Below are 21759 nucleotides of genomic sequence, written 5' to 3'. Positions count from 1 at the left end.
CTGTCGTCACTGCTTTAATTTCCGGATTCCGACGATGGCTAAACGACGCGGGCTTGCGCTCGACGGTGTGCTGTTGCTCGACAAACCCGTGGGTTTGTCGAGCAATCACGCCTTGCAACGCGCCAAGCGTGCCATGGACGCGGCGAAAGCCGGCCATACCGGCACCCTCGACCCATTCGCCACCGGCTTGCTGGTGTGCTGCATGGGGCGGGCGACAAAAATTTCCGGCGCGATGCTTGACGCCGACAAGGCGTATCGCGCTACGCTGCAATTTGGCGAGGAAACCGACTCGGGCGACCTGACCGGCAACGTGGTGGCCACCGCCGCGCCCGGCTTCGTAGTCCAGGAGCAGGCGCTGCGCGACGCGCTGTCACGATTTTCCGGCACGATCGAGCAGATTCCGCCCATGTATTCGGCGCTCAAGCGCGACGGCAAGCCGCTGTACGAATACGCGCGGCAGGGCATCGAGCTGGAACGCCCGCCGCGGCAGATTACGATTTACCGCATCGAGCTGCTGTCCCTGAACGGGACGCAGGCAGAGATCGATGTGGCTTGCAGTAAAGGCACATACATCCGGACGCTGGCCCAGGACATCGGGCGCGCGCTGGGCTGTTACGCCCACCTGGCGGCGCTGCGGCGCACGCACGTCGGGCCTTTTTCTCTGGAACGCGCCGTTGCGCTGGATGCCTTGCAGGCGATGCCAGACCCGAAGCAGGCATTGCTTGCACTGAACGAATTGCCGGCGGGCTTGCTGCCCGCCACCACCTTAAAGGACACGCTATGACTCGCGCCTTGCGCAACGTCGCCATCATCGCCCACGTGGACCACGGTAAAACCACCCTGGTCGACCAGCTGCTGCGCCAATCCGGCACCTTCCGCGAAAACCAGGCGGTGACCGAACGGGTCATGGACTCGAACGACCTGGAAAAGGAACGCGGCATCACGATTCTGGCCAAGAACTGTGCCGTTGAATACGAAGGCACGCACATCAACATCGTCGACACCCCGGGGCACGCGGACTTCGGTGGCGAAGTCGAACGCGTACTGTCGATGGTCGACGGCGTGCTGCTGCTGGTCGACGCCGTGGAAGGCCCGATGCCGCAGACCATCTTCGTGACCCGCAAGGCGCTGGCCCTGGGCCTCAAGCCCATCGTGGTGGTCAACAAGGTGGACCGTCCGGGTGCCCGCACCGATTTCGTCATCAACGCCACCTTCGACCTGTTCGACAAGCTGGGCGCGACCGACGAGCAACTGGACTTCCCGGTGGTGTACGCCTCGGGCCTGTCCGGTTACGCCGGCCTGAGCGCGGACGTGCGCGAAGGCGACATGCGCCCGCTGTTCGAGGCCATCCTGCAACACGTGCCGCAGCGTGACGACGATCCCAACGGTCCGCTGCAGATGCAGATCATCTCGCTGGACTACAACAGCTACGTCGGCAAGATTGGCGTGGGCCGCATCAACCGCGGCCGCATGCGTCCCGGCATGGAAGTGGCCTACAAGTTCGGTCCCGAAGGCCAGGGCGGCCGCGGCCGCATCAACCAGGTGCTGAAGTTCCACGGCCTGGAGCGCGTCGTGGTGGATGAAGCCGAAGCCGGCGACATCGTGCTGATCAACGGGATCGAAGACCTGGGCATCGGCTGCACCGTGACCGACCCGGTGACGCAAGACGTGCTGCCGATGCTGCGCATCGACGAGCCGACGCTGACCATGAACTTCATGGTCAACACCTCGCCGCTGGCCGGCCGTGAAGGCAAGTTCGTCACCAGCCGCCAGCTGCGCGACCGACTGGACCGCGAACTGAAGTCGAACGTGGCGCTGCGCGTGCGCGACACGGGTGACGATACCGTGTTCGAGGTGTCGGGCCGTGGCGAACTGCACCTGACCATCCTGCTGGAAACGATGCGTCGCGAGGGCTATGAGCTGGCCGTGTCGCGTCCGCGTGTGGTGTTCAAGGAAGTCGACGGCGTCAAGTGCGAGCCGTTCGAATCGCTGACCATCGACGTCGAGGACGCTCACCAGGGCGGCGTGATGGAAGAACTGGGCCGCCGCAAGGGTGATCTGCAGGACATGCAGCCGGACGGCCGTGGCCGCACCCGCCTGGAATACCTGATCCCCGCTCGTGGCCTGATCGGCTTCCAGAACGAGTTCCTGACGCTGACGCGCGGCACCGGCCTGATGAGCCATATCTTCCACGAGTACGCGCCCATCAAGGAAGGCTCGATCGGCGAGCGCCGCAATGGCGTGCTGATCAGCCAGGACAACGGCGATGCCGTGGCCTACGCGTTGTGGAAGCTGCAGGATCGCGGCCGCATGTTCGTGAACCCGGGCGATGCGCTGTACGAAGGCATGATCATCGGCATCCACAGCCGCGACAACGACCTGGTCGTGAACCCGATCAAGGGCAAGCAGCTGACCAACGTGCGCGCTTCGGGCACCGACGAAGCCGTGCGCCTGGTGCCGCCGATCCAGATGTCGCTGGAATACGCGGTGGAATTCATCGACGACGACGAACTGGTCGAGATCACGCCCAAGTCGATCCGCCTGCGCAAGCGCTATCTGCAGGAAAACGAGCGCAAGCGCGCCGCGCGCGAAGCCGCCGTGTAAGGCGGGCGGGGCGCTCCCCGCGTGCCTGGAAATCGGAAAAGCCGCACACCTTTCGCGTGTGCGGCTTTTTTTTGGCCGCCGGCGGGGGCTAAGGCGGCCGCGCGGCGCGCCGGCCTCAGGCGTGCTGGTGGCGGTATTCCTGCGTCTTGCCGCCATAACCATAGGCCGCCGCGCGCGCGTCGATCACATGCACGTAGGAGCATTCGTGCAGCTCGCCCAGGATCTCGCTGAAAGACGCGTGGATCTCCTGGATGAAGCGCGCCTTCTCGGCCTTGGTGTTGGTCTCGTCGGTGACGCTGATGTCCAGATGGAAGGCGTTCTTGCCCAGTTCCGACAAGGGGCGTGCGCCGATGAACCATTGATCGTGCGCGATGTGCTGCAGCGTGATGGCGATGACCGGCAGCTTTTTGCCGAGCACAGATTGGGTCAGGTCGGCGACCGAATCGACGATGCGGCGGTTGCGGGCGGCGTCGGGCTGGCCGGAAACGTGGACGACGATATGGGGCATGACAGGCTCCTTGGGTGAGGGGAATGGAGCCAGTGTAGAGACCGTGTTGACATCGGAAAAGCGGGAATTTACGATTTAATCAATCGTATAAACCGTTGGATAATTCATGTCCGGATTCGATCTCGACCAGCTGCGCACCCTGGTGGCGGTGCTGGATGCGGGCAGCCTGACGGCGGCCGCGCCCAAGGTATTCCTGTCGCAATCGTCGGTCAGTGAGCAGATGCGCAAGCTGGAGGAGCGAGCCGGCCAGCCGCTGCTGATCCGCGGCAAGACGGGTGTTATCGCCACGCCCGCCGGCGAGCGCCTGCTGGCGCATGCGCGCGCCATCCTGGCGCTGAGCGCGGAGGCCTATCGCGACCTGCGCGGCGTGGCACTGCGCGGCGAACTGCGCCTGTGCATCACCGATTACTTTCGTCCGGGCGACGTGGCGCGGCTGCTTCGGCGTCTGAACGAGCAGTATCCGCAGGTGCGCATGCACGTCACCATCATGAAGAGCGGCGCGATCGAGGCCGCCTACGAGCGCGGCGAGGTCGATGTCGGCATTTCAATGGTGATCCAGGAGCGCGGCGCATCGAAGGGGCGGGCGCAGGGTCTGTTGCTGCGGCGCGAATCGCTGTTGTGGATGGCCGCCGAAGGCGCGTCGCGGCCATCGGGCCCATTACCGTTGTTGGCGCTGCCCGAGACGTGCGCGCTGCGGCAGTATGTCGAGCGCTTGCTGGCGCGGCGCGCTGTGCCGTATGTGGTGGCGCACGTGGCCTCGGGGGTGGCGGGGTTGCAGCTGGCGATCGCGGCGGGTCTGGGCGTGGCCTGCCTGAACGAATCGGCGCTGGCGCCCGGCATCGGCCGCCTGCAGGCGGCCGGCCTGCCTCCCTTACCCGATGTCGAATTCCGCCTGCTGCCGCCGCGGCCGGGCGAAGACCCGTTCATTGGGCAAGCGCGCGAGGCGATCGAACGGGCGCTGCGCTGAGCCCGCCACGGCATTGGCGTCGCGGCCGGCGGGCTTGCCTGACGCTGGCGGCCAATCGCAAAATCATCGAAACTGCCGGCATCAAGTCCGACGAATGCCGTTTTGCCGCCGCCGGCGACGTGGCATGAGCGGCGCCTGTAGAACCTGTAGACCGCCACTGGAGACACGATGGGAGCCATCGATATTGTTGTCCCGTTCATCGACGCGTGCCGCGACCGCTACGCCGAGCTGAGCGACCGCATCTGGAGCCTGGCCGAACTGCGCTATGACGAGCACAAATCGGCCGATCTGCATGTCGCCATGCTGCAAGAGGCGGGCTTTCGCGTCACGCGCGATGCGGCCGGCATTCCGACGGCCTTTGTCGCCGAGGCCGGCACGGGTGGTCCGGTGATCGGCATCCTGGGCGAGTACGACGCGCTGTCGGGGCTGAGCCAGGCAAGCGGCGCCTTCGCCTGCCAGCCGTCGCCGGAGACGCCCAATGGCAACGGCCATGGCTGCGGCCACCATTTGTTGGGAACGGCCGCGCATTTCGCGGCGGTGGCGGTCAAAGAATACCTTGAGCGCAATGGCCTGCCTGGCCGGATCCGTTTCTATGGCTGTCCGGCCGAGGAGGGCGGCTCGGGCAAGACCTTCATGGCGCGGGCGGGACTGTTCGACGACCTGGACGCGGCGCTGACCTGGCATCCGGCTTCCCACACCGGTATCTTCTACCAGTCATCGCTGGCCAATATCCAGGCCTATTTCCGCTTTCGTGGCGTGGCCGCGCATGCGGCCAATTCACCGCACCTGGGGCGCAGCGCGCTGGACGCGGTGGAACTGATGAACGTGGGCGTGAACTACCTGCGCGAGCACATGGTGCCGGACGCGCGGGTGCACTATGCGGTGACCAACAGCGGCGGCATTTCGCCTAATGTGGTGCAGGCGCGCGCCGAGGTGCTGTACCTGGTGCGCGCGCCGATCAATTCGCAGGCCGCCGAGCTATATGAGCGGGTCAAGAACGTGGCGCGGGGCGCGGCGCTGATGACCGGCTGCGAGCTGGAGATCGTGTTCGACAAGGCCTGCTCGAACTATATTCCCAACGGCGTGCTCAATCAGGTCATGCATGCCAACATGCTGGCGCTGCAGGGGCCCGCTTACACCGAGGGCGAGCAGCAGGCCGCGCGCCGCATGTGGGACGCGATTTCGGCCGATGACATCGACAACGCCGGCAAGAATCTGGGCGCGGTGCTGCGCAATCCGACGCCGCTGTTCAGCGGGGTGGCGCCGTACGAGCCTGGCAGGCACGAAATCAGCTATGGCTCGACCGACGTCGGCGACGTCAGTTGGGTGACGCCCACGGCGCAATGCTGGGGCGCCTGCTACGCCTATGGCACGCCGTTCCATTCGTGGCAGATGGTGGCGCAGGGCAAGCTGTCGCTGGCGCACAAGGGCATGGTGCACGCGGCCAAGATCATCGCGGCGACCGCCGCCGACCTGTATGGCCAGCCCGAGGCGCTGGCGCGCGCCAAGGAGGAACTGCTGGAGATGCGTCGCGGCCAGCCGTATGTCTGCCCGATTCCGGCGGACGTGCTGCCATCGTTCATGCGCAAGTAGGAGCAGGCCGGTTGGGCGGGCAGGCGTGTGTCAGGCCGGCAGGGACGGCGCGTATTGCGCTTCGGTGCTGACCTTCTGGTGGAATTCGACCACCTTGCGCACGACCTTGCGCGGATCGTCCTCGATGATGAACAGATCCAGGTCGTGGGCGCCGATCATGCCATTGCCCAGCACCTGGCCGCCCAGCCATTCGACCAGGCCGGACCAGTATTCGCTGCCCACCAGCACGATGGGGGCGGGCGGGACTTTGCCGGTCTGGATCAGCGTCAACGCTTCGAAGAGCTCGTCCAGGGTGCCGAAGCCGCCCGGCATCGCCACGTAGGCGATGCTGTGCATGAAGAACGTGGCCTTGCGCGAAAAGAAGTATTCAAACGACAGGCTGATGGTTTGATATTCGTTGTTGTGGGCCTCGTGCGGCAGGCTGATATTCAGCCCGATGCTGGTGCCGCCTGCTTCGAAAGCGCCTTTGTTGGCGGCTTCCATGATGCCCGGGCCGCCACCCGCGATGACCGCGAATCCCGCCTCGGCCAGCGCGGCCGAGATGGCCACGGTGGTTTCATAGTGGGGCGAGTTGCGGCTGACACGGGCGCTGCCGAAGACACTGACCGCGGGCCCGATGTGCGCCAGCTTTTCCGCCGCCGTCCGTAACTCTGACATAATCAGTGGAATTTGTTTTTCGGCGGGGGTTGCCGCAGTTGTTGCCGCAGTTGTTGCCATATCTGCCTTTGTAACCATGAAAAAAACCCTATTGCTGGTCGACGGTTCAAGCTACTTGTACCGCGCTTTCCACGCTATGCCTGATTTGCGCAACGCGCAAGGCGAACCTACGGGTGCGCTGTACGGCGTAGTCAATATGTTGCGCAAGCTTGTATCCGACTATAAGGCAGAGTATGCCGCATGTATTTTCGATGCGCGCGGCAAGACCTTCCGCGATGACCTGTATCCGGAGTACAAGTCGCACCGCCCGCCCATGCCGGAAGACCTGGCGGCCCAGATCGAGCCGATCCACCGCGCCGTGCGCGCACTGGGCTGGCCGGTGCTGGCCATCGAAGGCGTCGAGGCCGATGACGTGATCGGTACGCTGGCCTGCCGCGCCGCCGAGCGCGGCGTGCATACGGTGGTGTCCACCGGCGACAAGGACCTGGCGCAACTGGTCAACAGCCACGTCACGCTGGTCAACACCATGAGCGGCGAGGTGCTGGACGAGGCCGGCGTGGTCAACAAGTTCGGCGTGACGCCGGACCGCATCGTCGACTACCTGATGCTGGTGGGCGACACCGTCGACAACGTGCCGGGCGTGACCAAGGTCGGCCCCAAGACGGCGGCCAAGTGGATCTCCGAATTCGGTTCGATCGACAAGCTGGTCGAGGGCGCCGAGGGGATCAAGGGCGTGGCGGGCAACAACCTGCGCGAAGCCATTCCCAACTTTCCGCTGACGCGCCAGTTGCTGACGGTCAAGTGCGACTGCGACCTGGCGGGCTATGTCGACAGCGTCGACGACCTGACGCCGCGCGGCCGCGATGAGGCCACGCTGACCGAACTGTACGAACGCTACGGCTTCCGCACCTGGCTGCGCGACCTGACGGGCGATGCCGAGCGCGTGCCGACGGGCGACGCCCGCGTGGCGGCCGAGGTGCCGGCCGCGCCAACGGAACAGGATTACCGCATCATCGCCGACTGGGCTGCGTTCGACGCCTGGATGGAACTGGTGGACAAGGCGTCCCTGGTGGCGCTGGATACGGAGACCACCTCGCTGGACGAGATGCAGGCCAAGTTGGTCGGCCTGTCGATGGCGGTGGCGCCGGGCGTGGCCTGCTACATCCCGGTGGCGCACCGCGGCCCGGACGGCGCGACCCAATTGCCCAAGGATGAAGTGCTGGCGCGGCTGCGTCCCTGGCTGCAGGACGCCTCGCGCGCCAAGCTGCTGCATCATGCCAAGTATGACACCCACGTGTTCGCCAACGAAGGCATCCGCCTGGCCGGCATCGCCGAAGACACCATGCTGCAGGCCTACGTGCTGGAGTCGCATCGCGGCGTTGGATTGAACGACCTGGCGCAGCGCTACCTGGGCCGCAGCGGCGTCTCGTACGAGGACCTGTGCGGCAAGGGCGCCAAGCAGATCGGCTTCGATGAAGTGGCGGTGGACAAGGCTGGCCACTACGCGGCCGAGGATGCCGACTTCACGCTGCAGCTGCACCAGGTGTTGCGCCCGCAGGTGGCGGCCGAAGCCGGGCTCGAGCGCATCTATCTGCTGGAAATGCAGGTGTCGGCGGTGCTGACGACGGTCGAGCGCAACGGCGTCAAGGTCGATGCGGCTGAGCTGGGCCGCCAGAGCCACAAGCTTGGCCAGGAAATGCTGCTGCTCGAGCAGAAGGCCTACGAACTGGCGGGCCAGCCCTTCAACCTGAATTCCCCCAAGCAGCTGGGCGAGATCCTGTTCGGCCGCATGCAGCTGCCTGTGGTGCGAAAGACCGCCGGCGGCGCGCCGTCGACCGACGAGGAAGTGCTGAGCAAGCTGGCGCAGGACTACCCGCTGCCGCAGGTGCTGCTGGAATACCGCGGGCTGTCCAAGCTGAAGTCCACCTACACGGACAAGCTGCCGCGCATGATCAACCCGGACACCGGCCGCGTGCACACGCATTATTCACAGGCCGCGGTGATCACTGGCCGGCTGGCCTCGTCCGATCCCAACCTGCAGAACATCCCGGTGCGCACCGAGGCCGGACGCCGGGTGCGCGAGGCCTTCATCGCCGAGCAAGGCATGCTGCTGTCGGCGGACTATTCGCAGATCGAACTGCGCATCATGGCGCACGTGTCGGATGACGCCAACCTGCAGCGCGCCTTCGCCGCCGGCGAGGACATCCACCGCGCCACGGCGTCGGAAGTGTTCGGGGTGGCGCTGGCGGACGTCTCGTCCGAGCAGCGGCGCGCGGCCAAGGCCATCAACTTCGGCCTGATCTACGGCATGGGCGTGTTCGGCCTGGCCTCCAACCTGGGCATCACGCGCGATGCGGCGCAGGCGTATATCGACCGCTACTTCGCCCGCTATCCTGGCGTGGCGATGTACATGGAAAACACGCGCCGGGTGGCGCGCGAGCAGGGCTATGTCGAGACCGTGTTCGGACGCCGGCTGCAATTGCCGGAGATCCGCGGCGCCTCGGGGCCGCGTCGCCAAGGCGCCGAGCGCGCCGCGATCAACGCGCCGATGCAGGGCACCGCGGCCGACCTGATCAAGATGGCCATGGTGGCGGTGCAGGACTGGCTCGACGCCGAAAAGCTGCAGACCCGTATGATCATGCAGGTGCACGACGAATTGGTGCTGGAAGCGCCAGATGCCGAACTGGCGCTGGTCAAGGAAACCCTGCCGCGGCTGATGTGCAATGTGGCCGAGCTGCGGGTGCCGCTGGTGGCGGAGGTGGGCGTCGGCAAGAACTGGGAACAGGCGCACTGAGTGCCCACGGGGCCGACCGGCCACGGGGATGGGCCGCCGCGTCTCGGGCGGCCCATTTTTGCTTTTGCGGCTGCAACAATATAATGTTGCGCTTCCTCCTCCCCAAGAATACGTCCCCCAAAATGTTGCTGCTCTGGGTCCTGCTCGCCACTGTTACCGGCGGTCTTATCGCCGTGCTTGTCGCCAGCTGGCTGGCTTACAAGGTGTTCGCCCATTACCTGCACCATATGGTCAGCCTGTCGGTGGGGGTGCTGCTGTCCGTGGCGCTGCTGCATCTGCTGCCGGAAGCGTTCGAGAGCGGTGTGGCCGACGCCCATGTGCTGTTCGGGCTGATGCTGGCGTCGCTGATCGGTTTTTTCGTGCTCGAGAAGATCGCCTTGCTGCGTCACAGCCATCACCATGAGGGCGACGGGCACCACCATCATCATGGCCACGACCGTCACGAGGCGGGGCGTGGGGGCGTGCTGATCCTGGTTGGCAGTTCGCTGCACAATCTGTGCGATGGCGTGCTGGTGGCGGCGGCCTTCCTGACCGATCCGTTGCTGGGGGTGTTGACGGCGGCGTCGATCATCGTGCACGAGGTGCCGCACAAGCTCGGTGATTTCGTGGTGTTGCTCAATGCCGGTCTGGCGCGGCGCCGCGCGTTCGCCCTGATCCTGTTCACCAGCTTGTGTTCAGCCGTGGGCGGCATAATAGGGTACTTCGTGCTGCAGCAGGCCCAGGACTGGGTGCCGTACGTATTGGTGGTTGCCGCCAGCAGCTTCCTCTACATCTCGGTGGCCGACCTGATGCCGCAGATGCACGAGCGGGTATCCCTGGCCGACGCGGTGCCGCAATTGCTGCTGGTGGGCGTGGGCGTCGTGCTGATCTACAGCGTGACGACCCTGATGCACCACGGGCATGAGCACGAGGCGGGCGCCGGCCACGGCGCGGTGCGTGCGGAGCACACGCATACGCATTGAATCGCGGCGTGCGCGATACCCGGCTTTGCTTTCGAATCTGGCCGGTAGTGTCGCGGGCGCCCTGATGGCGAGCCGCGGGGTATCGGTTCCGCGTTGATCCCTACACAGGAGTTCGCCATGAGTTTTTCCGCCGCCGCCGGCAATGTCGCCCCCACCGTGATCCACACGGATACCCAGGGGCTGGTCCATGGGGATTTCCAGCTGCCCGTGGCCGATGGCGCCATCGGCGCCTATTACGCCGCCCCGCAAGGCAAGCGCGATCTGCCGGTGGTGCTGGTGATCCAGGAAATCTTCGGCGTGCACGAGCACATCAAGGATCTCTGCCGCCGGATCGCCAAGGCGGGTTACCTGGCGGTGGCCGCAGATCTGTACGAGCGCCAGGGCGATGCCTCGACCTATACCGACATTCCCAAGCTGATCGCGGAGATCGTGAGCAAGGTGCCCGACGAGCAGGTGTTCGCCGACCTCGACGCCAGCGTGGCCTGGGCCGCGCAGCATGGCGGCGATCCCAAGCGGGTGGCGGTGACGGGGTTCTGCTGGGGCGGGCGCCTGACGTGGATGTACGCGGCGCACAATCCCGACGTGAAGGTGGGCGTGGCCTGGTACGGCAAGCTGAGCACCGGGCATGGGCCGCTGATCAAGCGCTATGCCTTCGATGTGGTGAACGACCTGCATGCGCCGGTGCTGGGGTTGTACGGGGCCAAGGATGCCAGCATCCCGGTGTCGGATATCGAGATCATGAAGACCAAGCTGGCGGCGGGCAATGAGAATGCCCGGCGTTCGGCGTTCGTGGTGTATCCGCAGGCGGATCATGCCTTCCTGGCGGATTACCGGATGAGTTATCAGGCGGAGGCGGCCAAGGATGGTTGGGGGCGGATGCTTGAGTGGTTCAAGCGGTATCTTTGAAAGGCTCGCCGCCCGACCGCCCGGAGGCGGGCCCGCCCCCTCGGAGGGGGCTGCAAGCGCGAAGCACGCGGCGCAGGGGGGCTAATTTCCCGCTTCGCGCAGGCGGCTGGGCAGGAGTTCGCCGTGGCGGGCCAGCAGGGGGTAGGCGGCAGCGCCAACCAGGTGGGAATTGATGCCCTTCATGTCGCGCAGGATGTCGAGGTAGAGGGCGCCGACTTCGGCGGCGTCGACCTGGCCAGCCTTGATCTTCTGCAGATGGGTGTCGGCGGCCTGGGCTTCGATGGTGCGAAAGCGCGATTTTTCGCCAGCCAGGGCGCGGGCCTGGCGCAGGTCGTCGTTGACGAACAGGGCGGCGGCCTGGCGCTGGTTGGAGATCAGTTCACCCAGGGTGTCGTCGAGACTGGCGCGCTGTTCAGGCGAGAAGACCCAGCCTTGCTTGCGCAGCTTGGCGATGTGGCTGAGCAGGCCGTGGTGGGCGATGTCGCCGGCATGGCCGATGTTGCTGATGAAGGCGAGGATGTCATCCATGCGTTGCAGGTCGTCGCGCGTCATGTTTTCCTGGTCCAGGGTGGCCAGGTAGGTGGTGATGGCGTTTTCGAGCTTGTCGAGGGCGGCGTCGAGCTGGCGCGCCTGCACCATGCGATGGCGGTTGTCGCGCTTGAAGCCGGCGCGAGCGTACAGCAGCAGGGTCTGCAGCATGTCGGCCATGCGCAGCGCTTCGCGGGCGGCGTTGCCGAGCGCGACGGCGGGCACGTCGTGGGCCCATTCGTCCAGGTACTGCGGTCGCGCCGGGTCATTGGGATCGGCGCGCTTGGGCAGCCAGCGGGTGAGCAGGGCGGCGTAGGGGGACAGCAGCGGCAGGAACACCAGGGCGATGACGGCATTGAACAGGGTGTGGAAGTTGGCGACGGCGCGGGCCGGGTCGCTGGACATGTCGCTCATCAGCGGTTGCAGCCAGGGCAGCAGCATCAGGCCGGCCAGCACGCCGAGAATGCGGGTCAGCAGATTGCCCAGCGGCAGGCGGCGGGCGGCGGGGTCGTCACCGGTGACCCCTTCGATCATGGGATTGATGGCGGTGCCGAGGTTGGCGCCCAGCACCAGCGCGAAGGCGACGTGCGGCGCCACCATGTGATGGCTGGCCAGTGACATGACCAGCACCACCACGGCGACGCTGGAATGGGCCGCCCAGGTGAAGGCGGCCGACAGCAGCACGGCGGCCACCGGCTGGGTGGCCAGTGCGTCCAGGACCATGCCCAGCATCGGCGCGGCCTGGAAGGGTTCGAACAGTTCCACCAATTGATGCAGCGACAGCAATAGCAGGCCCAGGCCGATGAAGACCCGGCCCAGGTCGCGGGTGCGGCCCGGTGGGTAGCGGCGGAACATCCAGACCCCGGCCAGGATCAGGATCGGTGCCAGCGAGGTCAGGTCGAACGACAGCAACTGCACGATCAGCGTGGTGCCGACGTTGGCGCCCAGCATGGCGGCCAGGGCCGGCATCAGGCCGACTACGCCGCCGGCGGCGAAGCCGGTGATCATCAGGCCGGTGGCGGTACTGCTTTGCAACGCGGCGGTGATGCCCAGGCCCGCGGCGAAGGCTCGCAGGCGGGTCCCGAGGGCCCGGCCCAGGGCGGCGCCGAGGGCGGCGCCAAAGGCGCGCTGCACGCCTGTTTGCACCATGTGCACGCCCCAGAGCAGCAGGGCGACATAGCCGGCGAAGTCGAGCAGGGTGATGAGTCCGGACATCCTTGGGTCGTTCCGTTCTTTTTATGACAAGAAATAATTCTGTAATGATCGCATGCCGGGACGGGCGGGGAAACCCGTATCCCGAATACAGCATACGCCCCGCAGGGCAAGATGCGCAGTCTCGGACCTTCCGCGTATCATTGCCGGATATTTCTTGGATGCAGGGGAGTGCCGGTGGCCGTTTCCGTTTTCGATCTATTCAAAATAGGCATAGGTCCGTCGAGTTCCCACACTGTCGGCCCCATGCGGGCCGCATTGCTGTTTGTCCAGGGCCTGGAGCGCGACGGCCTGTTGCCACGCGTGGCCAATGTGCGCGCCGAGCTGTACGGCTCGCTCGGCGCGACCGGCAAGGGCCACGGCACCGACAAGGGGGTGTTGCTGGGCCTGATGGGCGAGGCGCCGGACACGGTCGACCCGTCCGCCATCGCCGGCATGATTGCGTCGGTGCGGGCCAGCCGCCAGTTGCCGCTGCTGGGACGCCACGCGGTGCCGTTCGTGGAAAAGGAACACATGTTGTTCTACCGCCGTGAAGCCATGGCCGAGCATCCCAATGGCATGAAATTCCATGCCTTCGATGGCGAGGGTGTGGCTTTGCGCGAGGCGCGCTACCTGTCGGTGGGCGGCGGCTTCGTGGTGACGGCGGGGGCCTCCAACAGCCAGGTCATCGCGGCGCATGACCAACTGCCGTATCCCTTCCGCACCGGGCGCGAGCTGCTGGCGATGTGCCGCGACAGCGGCTTGAGCGTGGCGCAGCTGATGATGAAGAACGAGTTGACCTGGCGCGAGGCCGGCGATGTCGCGGCCAGATTGGATCAGATCTGGCAGGTGATGCAGGACTGCGTCTCGCGCGGCTGTGGCATCAACTATCCGGAGGCCGATGGCGAACTGCCTGGGCCGCTGCGGGTGCGCCGCCGCGCCCCCGAGCTGTACCGCAACCTGACGCAGCGTGCCGAGCGCACACTGTCCGACCCGCTGTCGGTGATGGACTGGGTCAACCTGTACGCCATGGCGGTCAATGAGGAAAACGCCGCCGGCGGGCGGGTGGTGACGGCGCCGACCAATGGCGCGGCCGGCATCATCCCGGCCGTGCTGCACTACTACGACCGTTTTGTCCCGGGTTCCAGCCGCGAAGGCGTGCGTGATTTCCTGCTGACCGCGGCGGCCGTCGGGCTGCTTTACAAGTACAACGCCTCGCTGTCGGGCGCCGAGGTCGGCTGCCAGGGCGAAGTCGGCGTGGCCTGTTCCATGGCGGCGGGCGGCCTGGCCGCGGCGCTGGGTGGCTCGATCGAGCAGGTGGAGAACGCCGCCGAGATCGGCATGGAGCACAATCTGGGCCTGACCTGCGACCCGGTTGGCGGCTTGGTGCAGATCCCCTGTATCGAGCGCAATGCCATGGCTTCAATCAAGGCCGTCAACGCCGCCCGCATGGCGCTGCGCGGCGACGGCCAGCATTATGTATCCCTGGATTCGGTGATCAAGACCATGCGCGAGACCGGCGCCGACATGAAGACCAAGTACAAGGAAACGGCGCGCGGTGGCCTGGCGGTGAACATCGTCGAGTGCTGAGGCCGCTGGCGGCCGCCAAGCGAAAAGCCCCTTGAGCGATCAAGGGGCTTGTTTTTTCACCTGGCCGGCGTCAGATCACGCGCGCCTGTTGCAACGCGGCGATACGGGCCGGGATCGGCGGATGCGAGGCGAACATGGCCGCCAGGCCGCCCCTGCCGGTGATGCCCGAGGCTTCGAACGACCTGGGCAGCTCGCCCGGTTCCAGGCCGCCCAAGCGCGCCAGGGCGCGGATCATGGGTTCGCGGGCGCCCATCAGGTGGGCCGAGCCGGCGTCGGCGCGGTATTCGCGCTGGCGCGAGAACCAGGCCACGATGATCGAGGCCAGGATGCCGAAAATGATCTCACAGACGATCACGGTGACCATGTAGCCGGGGCCGAGACCACGCTCGTTCTTGAACACCACGCGGTCGATGAAGTAGCCCACCACGCGCGCCAGGAACACGACGAAGGTGTTGACCACGCCCTGGATCAGGGTCAGCGTGACCATGTCGCCGTTGGCGATGTGGGCCACTTCGTGGGCCAGCACCGCGGCCACTTCCTCTTCGCTCATGCTTTCGAGCAGGCCGGTCGACACCGCCACCAGCGAGTCGTTCTTGAAGGCGCCGGTGGCGAAGGCGTTGGGCGCGCCGTCGTAGATGGCGACTTCCGGACGGCCGATGCCGGCGCGGTCGGCCAACTGGTGGACCGTGTCCAGCAGCCAGGCTTCGCGCTGGCTGCGCGGCGCGTTGGGATCGATTACCTGCGCGCCGGTGCTCCATTTGGCCATGGGCTTGCTGATCAGCAGCGAGATGATGGCGCCGGTGAAGCCGACCACCACCGAGAAGATCAACAGGGCCTGCAGGTTCAGGCCGTTGGCGGTCAGGTAGCGGTCCACCCCCAGGATGCGCAGCGTGGCCGACAGCACCAGCATGACGGCCAGGTTGGTAATGACGAAAAGGATGATGCGTTTCATGCTTTTTTTGTTCCTCAGCGAGCGGGATTTGTGCGGAATTGGACTGTGCCGCGGCGCCGCAGTTCCCCAACTGCTGGGCCGCTCCCGGTGACGGAGAGTATAGTATCGCTTTCCCTTATTTCTTCCGTCACTTTTACCTGAGCGCAGCCCCCCGATGCAGGCACTTTGGATGTTGCTGGCGTCCGCCATGTTCGCCATCATGGGGTCGTTCGTGAAGCTCGGCACCGAGCATGGCGCTTCGCTGCCGCAGGTGGTGTTGTTTCGCGGCCTGCCGTCGGTGGTGCTGCTGCTGATCTGGGCCCGCGCCGGGCGCCAGTCGATCGTGCCCACCAGCTGGAAGCTGCACCTGTGGCGCAACCTGTCCGGCGTCACCTCGATGTGGCTCGGTTTCTTCGCCATTTCCCACTTGCCGCTGGCCACCGCCACCAGCCTGAACTACACGGCGCCGCTGTTCATCGCCTGCTGGATGCTGGGATGGGGCGGGGCCCAGCGCGATCCGGTGCGGATCGCCGCCGTGGCCCTGGGCTTCCTGGGCGTGATCGCGGTGCTGCGCCCCAGTATCAATGACGAACAATGGCTGGCCGCCCTGCTGGGCCTGGGGGCCGGCGCCATGTCGGCGATCGCCATGATGCAGATCCGCCAACTGGGCCGTATCGGTGAACCCGAATGGCGCACGGTGCTGTTTTTCTCCGTGGCGGTGTGTGCCTCCAGTTTGGCCGGCCTGGGCTTCGAAGGCTGGGGCCAGGCCGACTGGACCGGCTACAGTTCGCTGCTGGGCGTGGGCGTGACCGGCCTGTTCGGCCAACTGGCCATGACGCGGGCGTTCGGCCTGGGGTCGGCGCTGCTGACCGCGGCCCTGCAATACAGCACGATCATCTTCGCGGCCCTGCTCGGCATGGGCTTCTGGGGCGATACCCTGGATGGCCTGGCCTGGGCCGGCATGGGCCTGATCATCTTCGCGGGCCTGCTGTCGGTCTGGCGCACCATGCGCGATCCCAAGCCGGCCTGATCCCGCGATCCCGATTCCCTCCCAGGAGCCTCACCGATGACCATGACCCTGATTTCCGCCGCCGACCTGGCCACGCATCTGGGGGCGGCGGACGTGCGCGTGTTCGACGTACGCCACGACCTGATGAATCACGCCGCGGGCCGCGAGGCCTATGCCGCCGGCCACATTCCGGGCGCCCGTTACCTCGACCACGAGACGGAGCTGTCGGCCGCCCGCACAGGCGCCAACGGTCGCCATCCGCTGCCCGATCGTGGCCAGTTCGGCGCGCTGATGGCGGCGCACGGCGTCACGCCCGAGACCCTGGTGGTAGCCTACGACGCCAGCGGCGGCATGTATGCCGCGCACCTGTGGTGGATGCTGCGCTGGCTGGGCCACGAGCGTGTCGCGGTGCTCGATGGGGGCTGGCAGGCGTGGCAGGCGGCGGGCCTGCCGACCTCAGCCGAGGCGGCCGCGGCGGTGCAGGCGGGCGCGCCGGTAACGCCGGCCGCGCCGCTGGCCGGCAGCGTGGATGCGCAGGCGGTGCTGGACAATATCGCTCATCCCGCCTTTACGGTGATCGACGCGCGCGCGGCCAATCGCTATCGCGGCGAGGTCGAGCCAATGGATCCGGTGGCCGGTCACATCCCGGGCGCGCTGAACCGTCCGAACGGCCAGAATCTGCAGGCCGATGGCCGCTTCAAGGACGCGGCGCTGCTGCGCGAGGAATTCACCGCCTTGCTGGATGGCCGCGACCCCGCGGCCATCGTGCACCAGTGCGGCTCGGGCATCACCGCCTGCCACAACCTGCTGTCGATGGAAATCGCCGGCCTGGCCGGCTCGCGCCTGTATCCGGGCTCGTGGAGCGAGTGGTGCAGCGATCCGTCCCGGCCGGTGGCCAAGGGCGATTGACCCCGCGTCCCGGGCTTGGCGGCGAGCCGGGCCGCAAGATCGGGCCGCGGCGTTCCCGCGTCGGCGGCAGCCTTACCAGACCGCCGCCAGCCTGACCCGGCCGGAGACGCTCTCGGCGATCTCCAGGAAATGGTCCAGCGGCGGGGTGGCCAGGCCTGGCACCTTGGCCATGTCATCCCAGCGCCTCAGGCGGATCGCATCCGGCGCGCCCGGCATGCTGGCGAAATCCACCGCCTGGCCCGCATCGAAACTGCCCCCCTGGAGCGCCAGGCTGCGCTTGGAGTCCTCCGAAAGCGTCGCTTCATACTGCGGCTCCACGTAGCAGAGGTAGCGTTTGGCCTCCACGTGCAACCGGATCGGATCGAGCACGGCCGAGCTGAACAGCCCGCGCAGGAACGGCAGCACGAAATACTGGTGCTTATCGTCGAGGCCGCGCAGCGTGGGCGTGTCCGGATGGTCGGCGATCAGGTGGCCCAGGTCGTGCAGCAGGCAGGCGGTGATCAATTGGGCATTGGCGCCATGGCGCTCGGCCAGCGTGGCGGTCTGCAGCGCGTGCCGCAGATGGCTGACGGATTCTCCATGATAGGAACGGTGCCCGCGTTCCAGGAAAAGCTGTTCGATATCCTGCAAGGTCAAGGCCATGGTTGTCTCCTGAGTGGCCACAAGGGGAAGAGGCGGGCAGTGATCCGCGGATCAGCCGGCTGCCGGCGCCATCTCCAGAAAGCGCGCGATGAGTTGCACCGGTTGGCGCTCGCGCAGGCAGTACAGGTATTCATGCATCACGACGTCGGCGCCCTCGATGTCCAGGGCCGCCAGTTCGGGATGCGACGGGATTTCACGTGACGGGATCAGGCTGATCCCCAGCTCGCACAGGATGGCCTGGCGGATCGATTCGCGGCTGCCGATTTCCAGCGTGCGCTTGACCGTCACGCCGGCCGCCTGCAGCGCTTCTTCGGTCAGCTGGCGCGTCATCGAGCCGGGTTCGCGCAGCAGCAGCGCGTGCTCGGCCAGGTCCGCCAGCGCCACCTTGCCGCGCCGCGCCAGCGGGTGGCCGCGATGCGTCACCACGCGGATCGGGTCGGCCGCGATCATGCGGCGGTACAAATGCTTGTCATCCATCAGAAACGAGGATGTGGCAATCTCGATACGATAGTCATGCAGCGCCTGCAGCATGCTTTGCGAGTTGCCGATGGCGACCGTCAGGTCGATGCCCGGGTAGAGCTGGTTGTAGCGCCGCACGGTATCCATGATGTAGTACGGGCCGGTGGCGCCGATGCGCAGGTTGCCCTCGCGCAGATCGCTGGCGTCGCGCAGCCGGAAATCGATTTCGGTTTCCTGTTGCACCAGCTTTTCCACCATCGGCATCAGGCTGTGCCCGGCGTCCGACAGCCGCATGCCGCGGCCCTGGCGATGGAACAGCTCGACGCCGTAACGCGATTCCAACTGGCGCAATTGCCCCGTCACCGTGGGCTGGCTCACGCCCAATTGGGCGGCGGCCTTGGTGACGGTGCCGCAGCGAGCCACGGCATAGAAGGATTTGAGTTCGGCGACGAGCACGGTTCAATGGGCCTGTAAATGGACGCAATGCGCAAGATCGCCAGTACACCAAAATAATTTGATGTTTTTATTACTGCATTTGCGCGAAGTGTCATAAACACTCAATACGCGCCTTCCATACTGCCTTCGTTCCCAGACCGGAGGCCCCATGGCCCAACAGCTCCAACGCGATACCAACACTGTTCCGACCGGCGCCGTGCCGCCGCATGGAGCGCCGCGCGGGGGCTTTCTGTCGGTCAGCAATCTCGTCAAGCGCTTTGGCAGCCACACGGCGCTTTCGGATGTGTCACTGGATATCCGCGCCGGCGAGCTGGTGTGCCTGCTGGGGCCGTCGGGCTGCGGCAAGACCACGCTGCTGCGCGCCATTGCCGGCCTGGAGCGCCAGGACAGCGGCACCATCCTGCTGTCGGGCCGCGACATCTCGCATGCCGAGCCGCAGGCGCGCGACTACGGCATCCTGTTTCAATCCTATGCGCTGTTTCCCAACCTGACGGTGGCCCAGAACGTGGCCTATGGCCTGAGCGGCAAGCGCGCCCATCGCAAGCACGTCGCCGATCGGGTTGAGGAAATGCTGACGCTGGTGGGCCTGGCGGGCGCTTCCCATAAGTACCCGGGGCAGATTTCCGGCGGCCAGCAGCAGCGCGTGGCATTGGCCCGCGCCCTGGCGCCGTCGCCATCCCTGCTGCTGCTGGACGAGCCGATGTCGGCGCTCGACGCCCGCGTGCGCGAACACCTGCGCATCGAGCTGCGCGCGCTGCAGAGGCGCCTGTCGATCACCACGCTGATGGTGACGCATGACCAGGAGGAGGCCATGGTCATGGCCGACCGCATCGCCGTCATGAACGGCGGCGTCATCGAACAATTCGGCACCCCGCGCGAACTGTATCGGCAGCCCGGCTCGGCCTTCATCGCCGATTTCGTCGGCGAGGCCAACTGGCTGCCGTTCGAGCGTATCGACGCACACCATGCCCGCGTCGGCCGCCAGGAACTGACCGTGGACGAGGCGCTGGAGCGCAACGTTGGCAAGCTGTTCGTGCGGCCCGAGGCGGTGCGCGTGAGCGTGGCGCGTCCGGAGCAAGCCAACACCATGCTGGCCGACGTGCTCGATGGCGTGTTCCTGGGCCGTGGCTACCGCCTGGCGCTGCGCCTGGAAGGCGTGCCGGGCGCCACGGTGCATTCGATCGTGTCCCCTGAAACCGGAGATGCCCTGCTGGGTCCTCACGCTGCCAGCCGCTGCTGGGTGGAGCTGCCGCGCCATGCGATTCGCGCCTACGCTTGATCCGGCTTCGAGCCGCGTGCCCGCCGCCATGTCCGCGCCCGCCGATACGTCCGCAGCGCCCGGCGCCCCGTCGCTGGGCCGACAGCCGCTGCCGGCCTGGATCGGCGCCTGCGGGCTGGCCTTGGGGCAGGGGGCGCTGGCGCTCGGGTTGGCGCTGTTCCTGGCCCTGCCGCTGGTGGCCATCCTGGCCAAGTCGGTCACCGACGCCAATGGCGACTGGGCCGGTCTGTCGGTGGTGCTGGGCATCATCGGTGGCGACGGCTTCCTGGGCATGGTCGGGCGCAGCCTGACGGTGGGCGGGGTCACCATGATGCTGGTGGTGCCGTGCGCCTATGCCTTCGCCTATGCCCTGACGCGCAGCCGCATTCCCGGCAAGGGTCTGCTGCGCACTGTCGCGCTGTTGCCGCTGCTGGCGCCGTCGCTATTGCCGGGCATTGCGCTGGTCTACCTGCTGGGCAACCAGGGCCTGCTCAAAGGTCTGTCCGGCGGCGCCACCATCTACGGCTTCTGGGGCATCGTGGTGGGCGAGGCGTTCTACACCTTCCCGCATGCGTTGATGATCCTGCTGACTGGCCTGGCGCTGGCCGACGGACGCCTCTACGATGCGGCGCGCGCCATGGGCGCCGGCCCGCTGCGCACCTTCATGACGGTGACGCTGCCTGGCACGCGCTACGCCGTGTTCTCGGCCTGCTGTGTGGTGTTCACGCTGACCGTGACGGATTTCGGCGTGCCCAAGGTGGTGGGGGGCGACTACAACGTGCTGGCGATGGAAGCCTACAAGGCGGTGGTCGGCCAGCAGAATTTTCCCAAGGGCGCGGCCATCGGCATCCTGCTGTTGCTGCCGGCGCTGTTGACCTTCGTGCTGGACCGCCGCCTGCGGGCCCGCCAGGGCGCCCAATTGAGCGGCCGCGCCCAGCCCTACGCGGCCGCCGCCAACCGCCGCCGCGACACGGCCTTCCTGTTGCTGGCCGGCGCCATAGCCGGGTTCCTGTTGCTGATCATCGGCGTCGCGGTGTGGGCTTCGTTCGTGAAGATGTGGCCCTATAACCTGTCGCTGTCGCTGCGCTCGTATGACTTCGACAATATGGATGGCGGCGGCTGGCTGGCCTGGCGCAACAGCCTGCAGCTGGCCTTCTGCACCGCGCTGATCGGCACGGCGGTGGTGTTCCTGGGGGCCTGGATGATGGAAAAGGTGCCCACCCGCAGCGCCGCGGCGCGCGGGCTGCGCGGCGTGCTGGGCATGCTGGCGCTGATGCCGATGGCGGTGCCCGGCCTGGTGCTGGGCCTGGGCTACATCTTCTTCTTCAATGGCGCGGCCAATCCGCTCAACGTGCTGTACGGCACCATGCCGCTGCTGGTGCTGTGCACGGTGGTGCACTTCTACACCAGCGCGCATCTGACGGCTGCCACCGCGCTGAACGCGCTGGACCCCGAGTTCGAGGCCGCCTCGGCCTCGCTCAAGGTGCCGCGCCTGACCACGTTCCTGCGTGTGACGTTGCCGATGTGCCTGCCCGCCGCGCTGGACGTCGCCCGCTACCTGTTCGTGTCCGCCATGACCACCGTGTCGGCCGTGGTGTTCCTGTACAGCCCGTCCACGGTGCTGGCCGCGGTCGCGGTGCTGAACATGGATGACGCCGGCTTCATCGGCCCGGCCGCCGCCATGTGCACCGTGATCATGGCCAGCTCGGCGGTGGCGGCATTGCTGCTGCACCTGGCCAGTCGCGCCCTGGTGGCGCGCAGCCAGGCCTGGCGCCGGCCCGCCGCGTTTTGATTG

18 protein-coding genes are annotated in these 21759 nt (G+C 66.6%); 12 read left to right on the top strand and 6 right to left on the bottom strand.

Translation table 11 applies throughout. From position 1 onward, the window contains the following. The first annotated feature begins 34 nt into the window (after positions 1-34). Together truB and typA are read left to right on the top strand one after the other, a co-directional pair. Positions 35-784, top strand: a complete 750-nt coding sequence (gene truB / locus K2W61_RS00690; protein WP_175132469.1) for a tRNA pseudouridine(55) synthase TruB — start codon at positions 35-37, stop codon at positions 782-784. Then, positions 781-2604, top strand: coding sequence for a translational GTPase TypA (typA, locus tag K2W61_RS00685; protein ID WP_175132470.1), 1824 nt, complete (start codon positions 781-783; stop codon positions 2602-2604). The genes truB and typA overlap by 4 nt, the downstream gene beginning before the upstream one ends. A 115-nt stretch (positions 2605-2719) precedes the next feature. On the opposite strand, the gene K2W61_RS00680 is transcribed toward typA, so the two are convergent. Continuing rightward, the gene (locus tag K2W61_RS00680) at positions 2720-3112 is read right to left on the bottom strand and encodes a tautomerase family protein (RefSeq protein WP_175132471.1); all 393 of its coding nucleotides are present in this window, start codon (positions 3110-3112) and stop codon (positions 2720-2722) included. Positions 3113-3218: 106 nt separating this feature from the next. Here K2W61_RS00680 and K2W61_RS00675 point away from each other — a divergent pair, with 106 nt between their 5' ends. Beyond that, the gene (locus K2W61_RS00675; RefSeq protein ID WP_236754935.1) at positions 3219-4079 is read left to right on the top strand and encodes a LysR family transcriptional regulator; all 861 of its coding nucleotides are present in this window, start codon (positions 3219-3221) and stop codon (positions 4077-4079) included. Positions 4080-4247: 168 nt separating this feature from the next. Next, complete coding sequence (locus tag K2W61_RS00670; RefSeq protein WP_175132473.1) at positions 4248-5672, top strand: M20 family metallopeptidase; 1425 nt, start codon at positions 4248-4250, stop codon at positions 5670-5672. Between the two features lie 30 nt (positions 5673-5702). On the opposite strand, the gene K2W61_RS00665 is transcribed toward K2W61_RS00670, so the two are convergent. After that, positions 5703-6407, bottom strand: coding sequence for an LOG family protein (locus K2W61_RS00665; protein WP_452011256.1), 705 nt, complete (start codon positions 6405-6407; stop codon positions 5703-5705). Here K2W61_RS00665 and polA point away from each other — a divergent pair. The 3 genes from polA (at position 6406) to K2W61_RS00650 (ending at position 10991) form a co-directional block, all read left to right on the top strand. Further along, positions 6406-9123 carry a DNA polymerase I gene (polA, locus tag K2W61_RS00660; protein WP_175140828.1) on the top strand — a complete coding sequence of 906 codons (2718 nt, stop codon included), beginning with the start codon at positions 6406-6408 and terminating at the stop codon, positions 9121-9123. The genes K2W61_RS00665 and polA overlap by 2 nt on opposite strands. 122 nt (positions 9124-9245) lie before the next feature. Continuing rightward, positions 9246-10085 (top strand): ZIP family metal transporter, encoded by an 840-nt coding sequence (locus tag K2W61_RS00655; RefSeq protein WP_175132476.1) that lies wholly within the window; start codon positions 9246-9248, stop codon positions 10083-10085. Positions 10086-10202: 117 nt separating this feature from the next. Next, on the top strand, positions 10203-10991 hold the full coding sequence (locus K2W61_RS00650) for a dienelactone hydrolase family protein (RefSeq protein ID WP_175132477.1): 789 nt from the start codon (positions 10203-10205) through the stop codon (positions 10989-10991). 81 nt (positions 10992-11072) lie between these two features. On the opposite strand, the gene K2W61_RS00645 is transcribed toward K2W61_RS00650, so the two are convergent. Then, positions 11073-12734, bottom strand: a complete 1662-nt coding sequence (locus K2W61_RS00645; protein WP_175132478.1) for a Na/Pi cotransporter family protein — start codon at positions 12732-12734, stop codon at positions 11073-11075. Positions 12735-12908: 174 nt separating this feature from the next. Between K2W61_RS00645 and K2W61_RS00640 the strand changes: the two genes are divergently transcribed. Beyond that, positions 12909-14300 carry an L-serine ammonia-lyase gene (locus K2W61_RS00640; RefSeq protein WP_175132479.1) on the top strand — a complete coding sequence of 464 codons (1392 nt, stop codon included), beginning with the start codon at positions 12909-12911 and terminating at the stop codon, positions 14298-14300. A 70-nt stretch (positions 14301-14370) separates the two neighbouring features. On the opposite strand, the gene htpX is transcribed toward K2W61_RS00640, so the two are convergent. Next, positions 14371-15252 carry a protease HtpX gene (gene htpX, locus K2W61_RS00635; protein ID WP_175132480.1) on the bottom strand — a complete coding sequence of 294 codons (882 nt, stop codon included), beginning with the start codon at positions 15250-15252 and terminating at the stop codon, positions 14371-14373. 154 nt (positions 15253-15406) lie between these two features. On the opposite strand from htpX, the gene K2W61_RS00630 reads away from it, so the two are divergent. Then, the gene (locus tag K2W61_RS00630; protein ID WP_175132481.1) at positions 15407-16261 is read left to right on the top strand and encodes a DMT family transporter; all 855 of its coding nucleotides are present in this window, start codon (positions 15407-15409) and stop codon (positions 16259-16261) included. Positions 16262-16297: 36 nt separating this feature from the next. Continuing rightward, on the top strand, positions 16298-17149 hold the full coding sequence (locus K2W61_RS00625; RefSeq protein ID WP_175140829.1) for a sulfurtransferase: 852 nt from the start codon (positions 16298-16300) through the stop codon (positions 17147-17149). 72 nt (positions 17150-17221) lie between these two features. On the opposite strand, the gene K2W61_RS00620 is transcribed toward K2W61_RS00625, so the two are convergent. Both K2W61_RS00620 and K2W61_RS00615 read right to left on the bottom strand, forming a co-directional pair. Next, positions 17222-17791 carry a phosphonate degradation HD-domain oxygenase gene (locus tag K2W61_RS00620; RefSeq protein ID WP_175132483.1) on the bottom strand — a complete coding sequence of 190 codons (570 nt, stop codon included), beginning with the start codon at positions 17789-17791 and terminating at the stop codon, positions 17222-17224. A gap of 51 nt (positions 17792-17842) precedes the next feature. Beyond that, entirely contained in the window at positions 17843-18706 is an 864-nt protein-coding gene (locus tag K2W61_RS00615) for a LysR family transcriptional regulator (protein ID WP_236754934.1), read from the bottom strand. Between the two features lie 148 nt (positions 18707-18854). Between K2W61_RS00615 and K2W61_RS00610 the strand changes: the two genes are divergently transcribed. Together K2W61_RS00610 and K2W61_RS00605 are read left to right on the top strand one after the other, a co-directional pair. After that, on the top strand, positions 18855-19985 hold the full coding sequence (locus K2W61_RS00610) for a putative 2-aminoethylphosphonate ABC transporter ATP-binding protein (protein WP_236754933.1): 1131 nt from the start codon (positions 18855-18857) through the stop codon (positions 19983-19985). 28 nt (positions 19986-20013) lie between these two features. After that, the gene (locus tag K2W61_RS00605; RefSeq protein WP_419761625.1) at positions 20014-21756 is read left to right on the top strand and encodes a putative 2-aminoethylphosphonate ABC transporter permease subunit; all 1743 of its coding nucleotides are present in this window, start codon (positions 20014-20016) and stop codon (positions 21754-21756) included. The last annotated feature ends 3 nt before the right edge of the window (positions 21757-21759 follow it).

It is taken from the genome of Achromobacter pulmonis (genome assembly GCF_021733725.1).
Classification (GTDB): Bacteria; Pseudomonadota; Gammaproteobacteria; order Burkholderiales; family Burkholderiaceae_B; genus Achromobacter; species Achromobacter pulmonis.
Note: the sequence above shows the minus strand (reverse complement) of the source record. Positions and strands in the feature narration are given on the sequence as shown.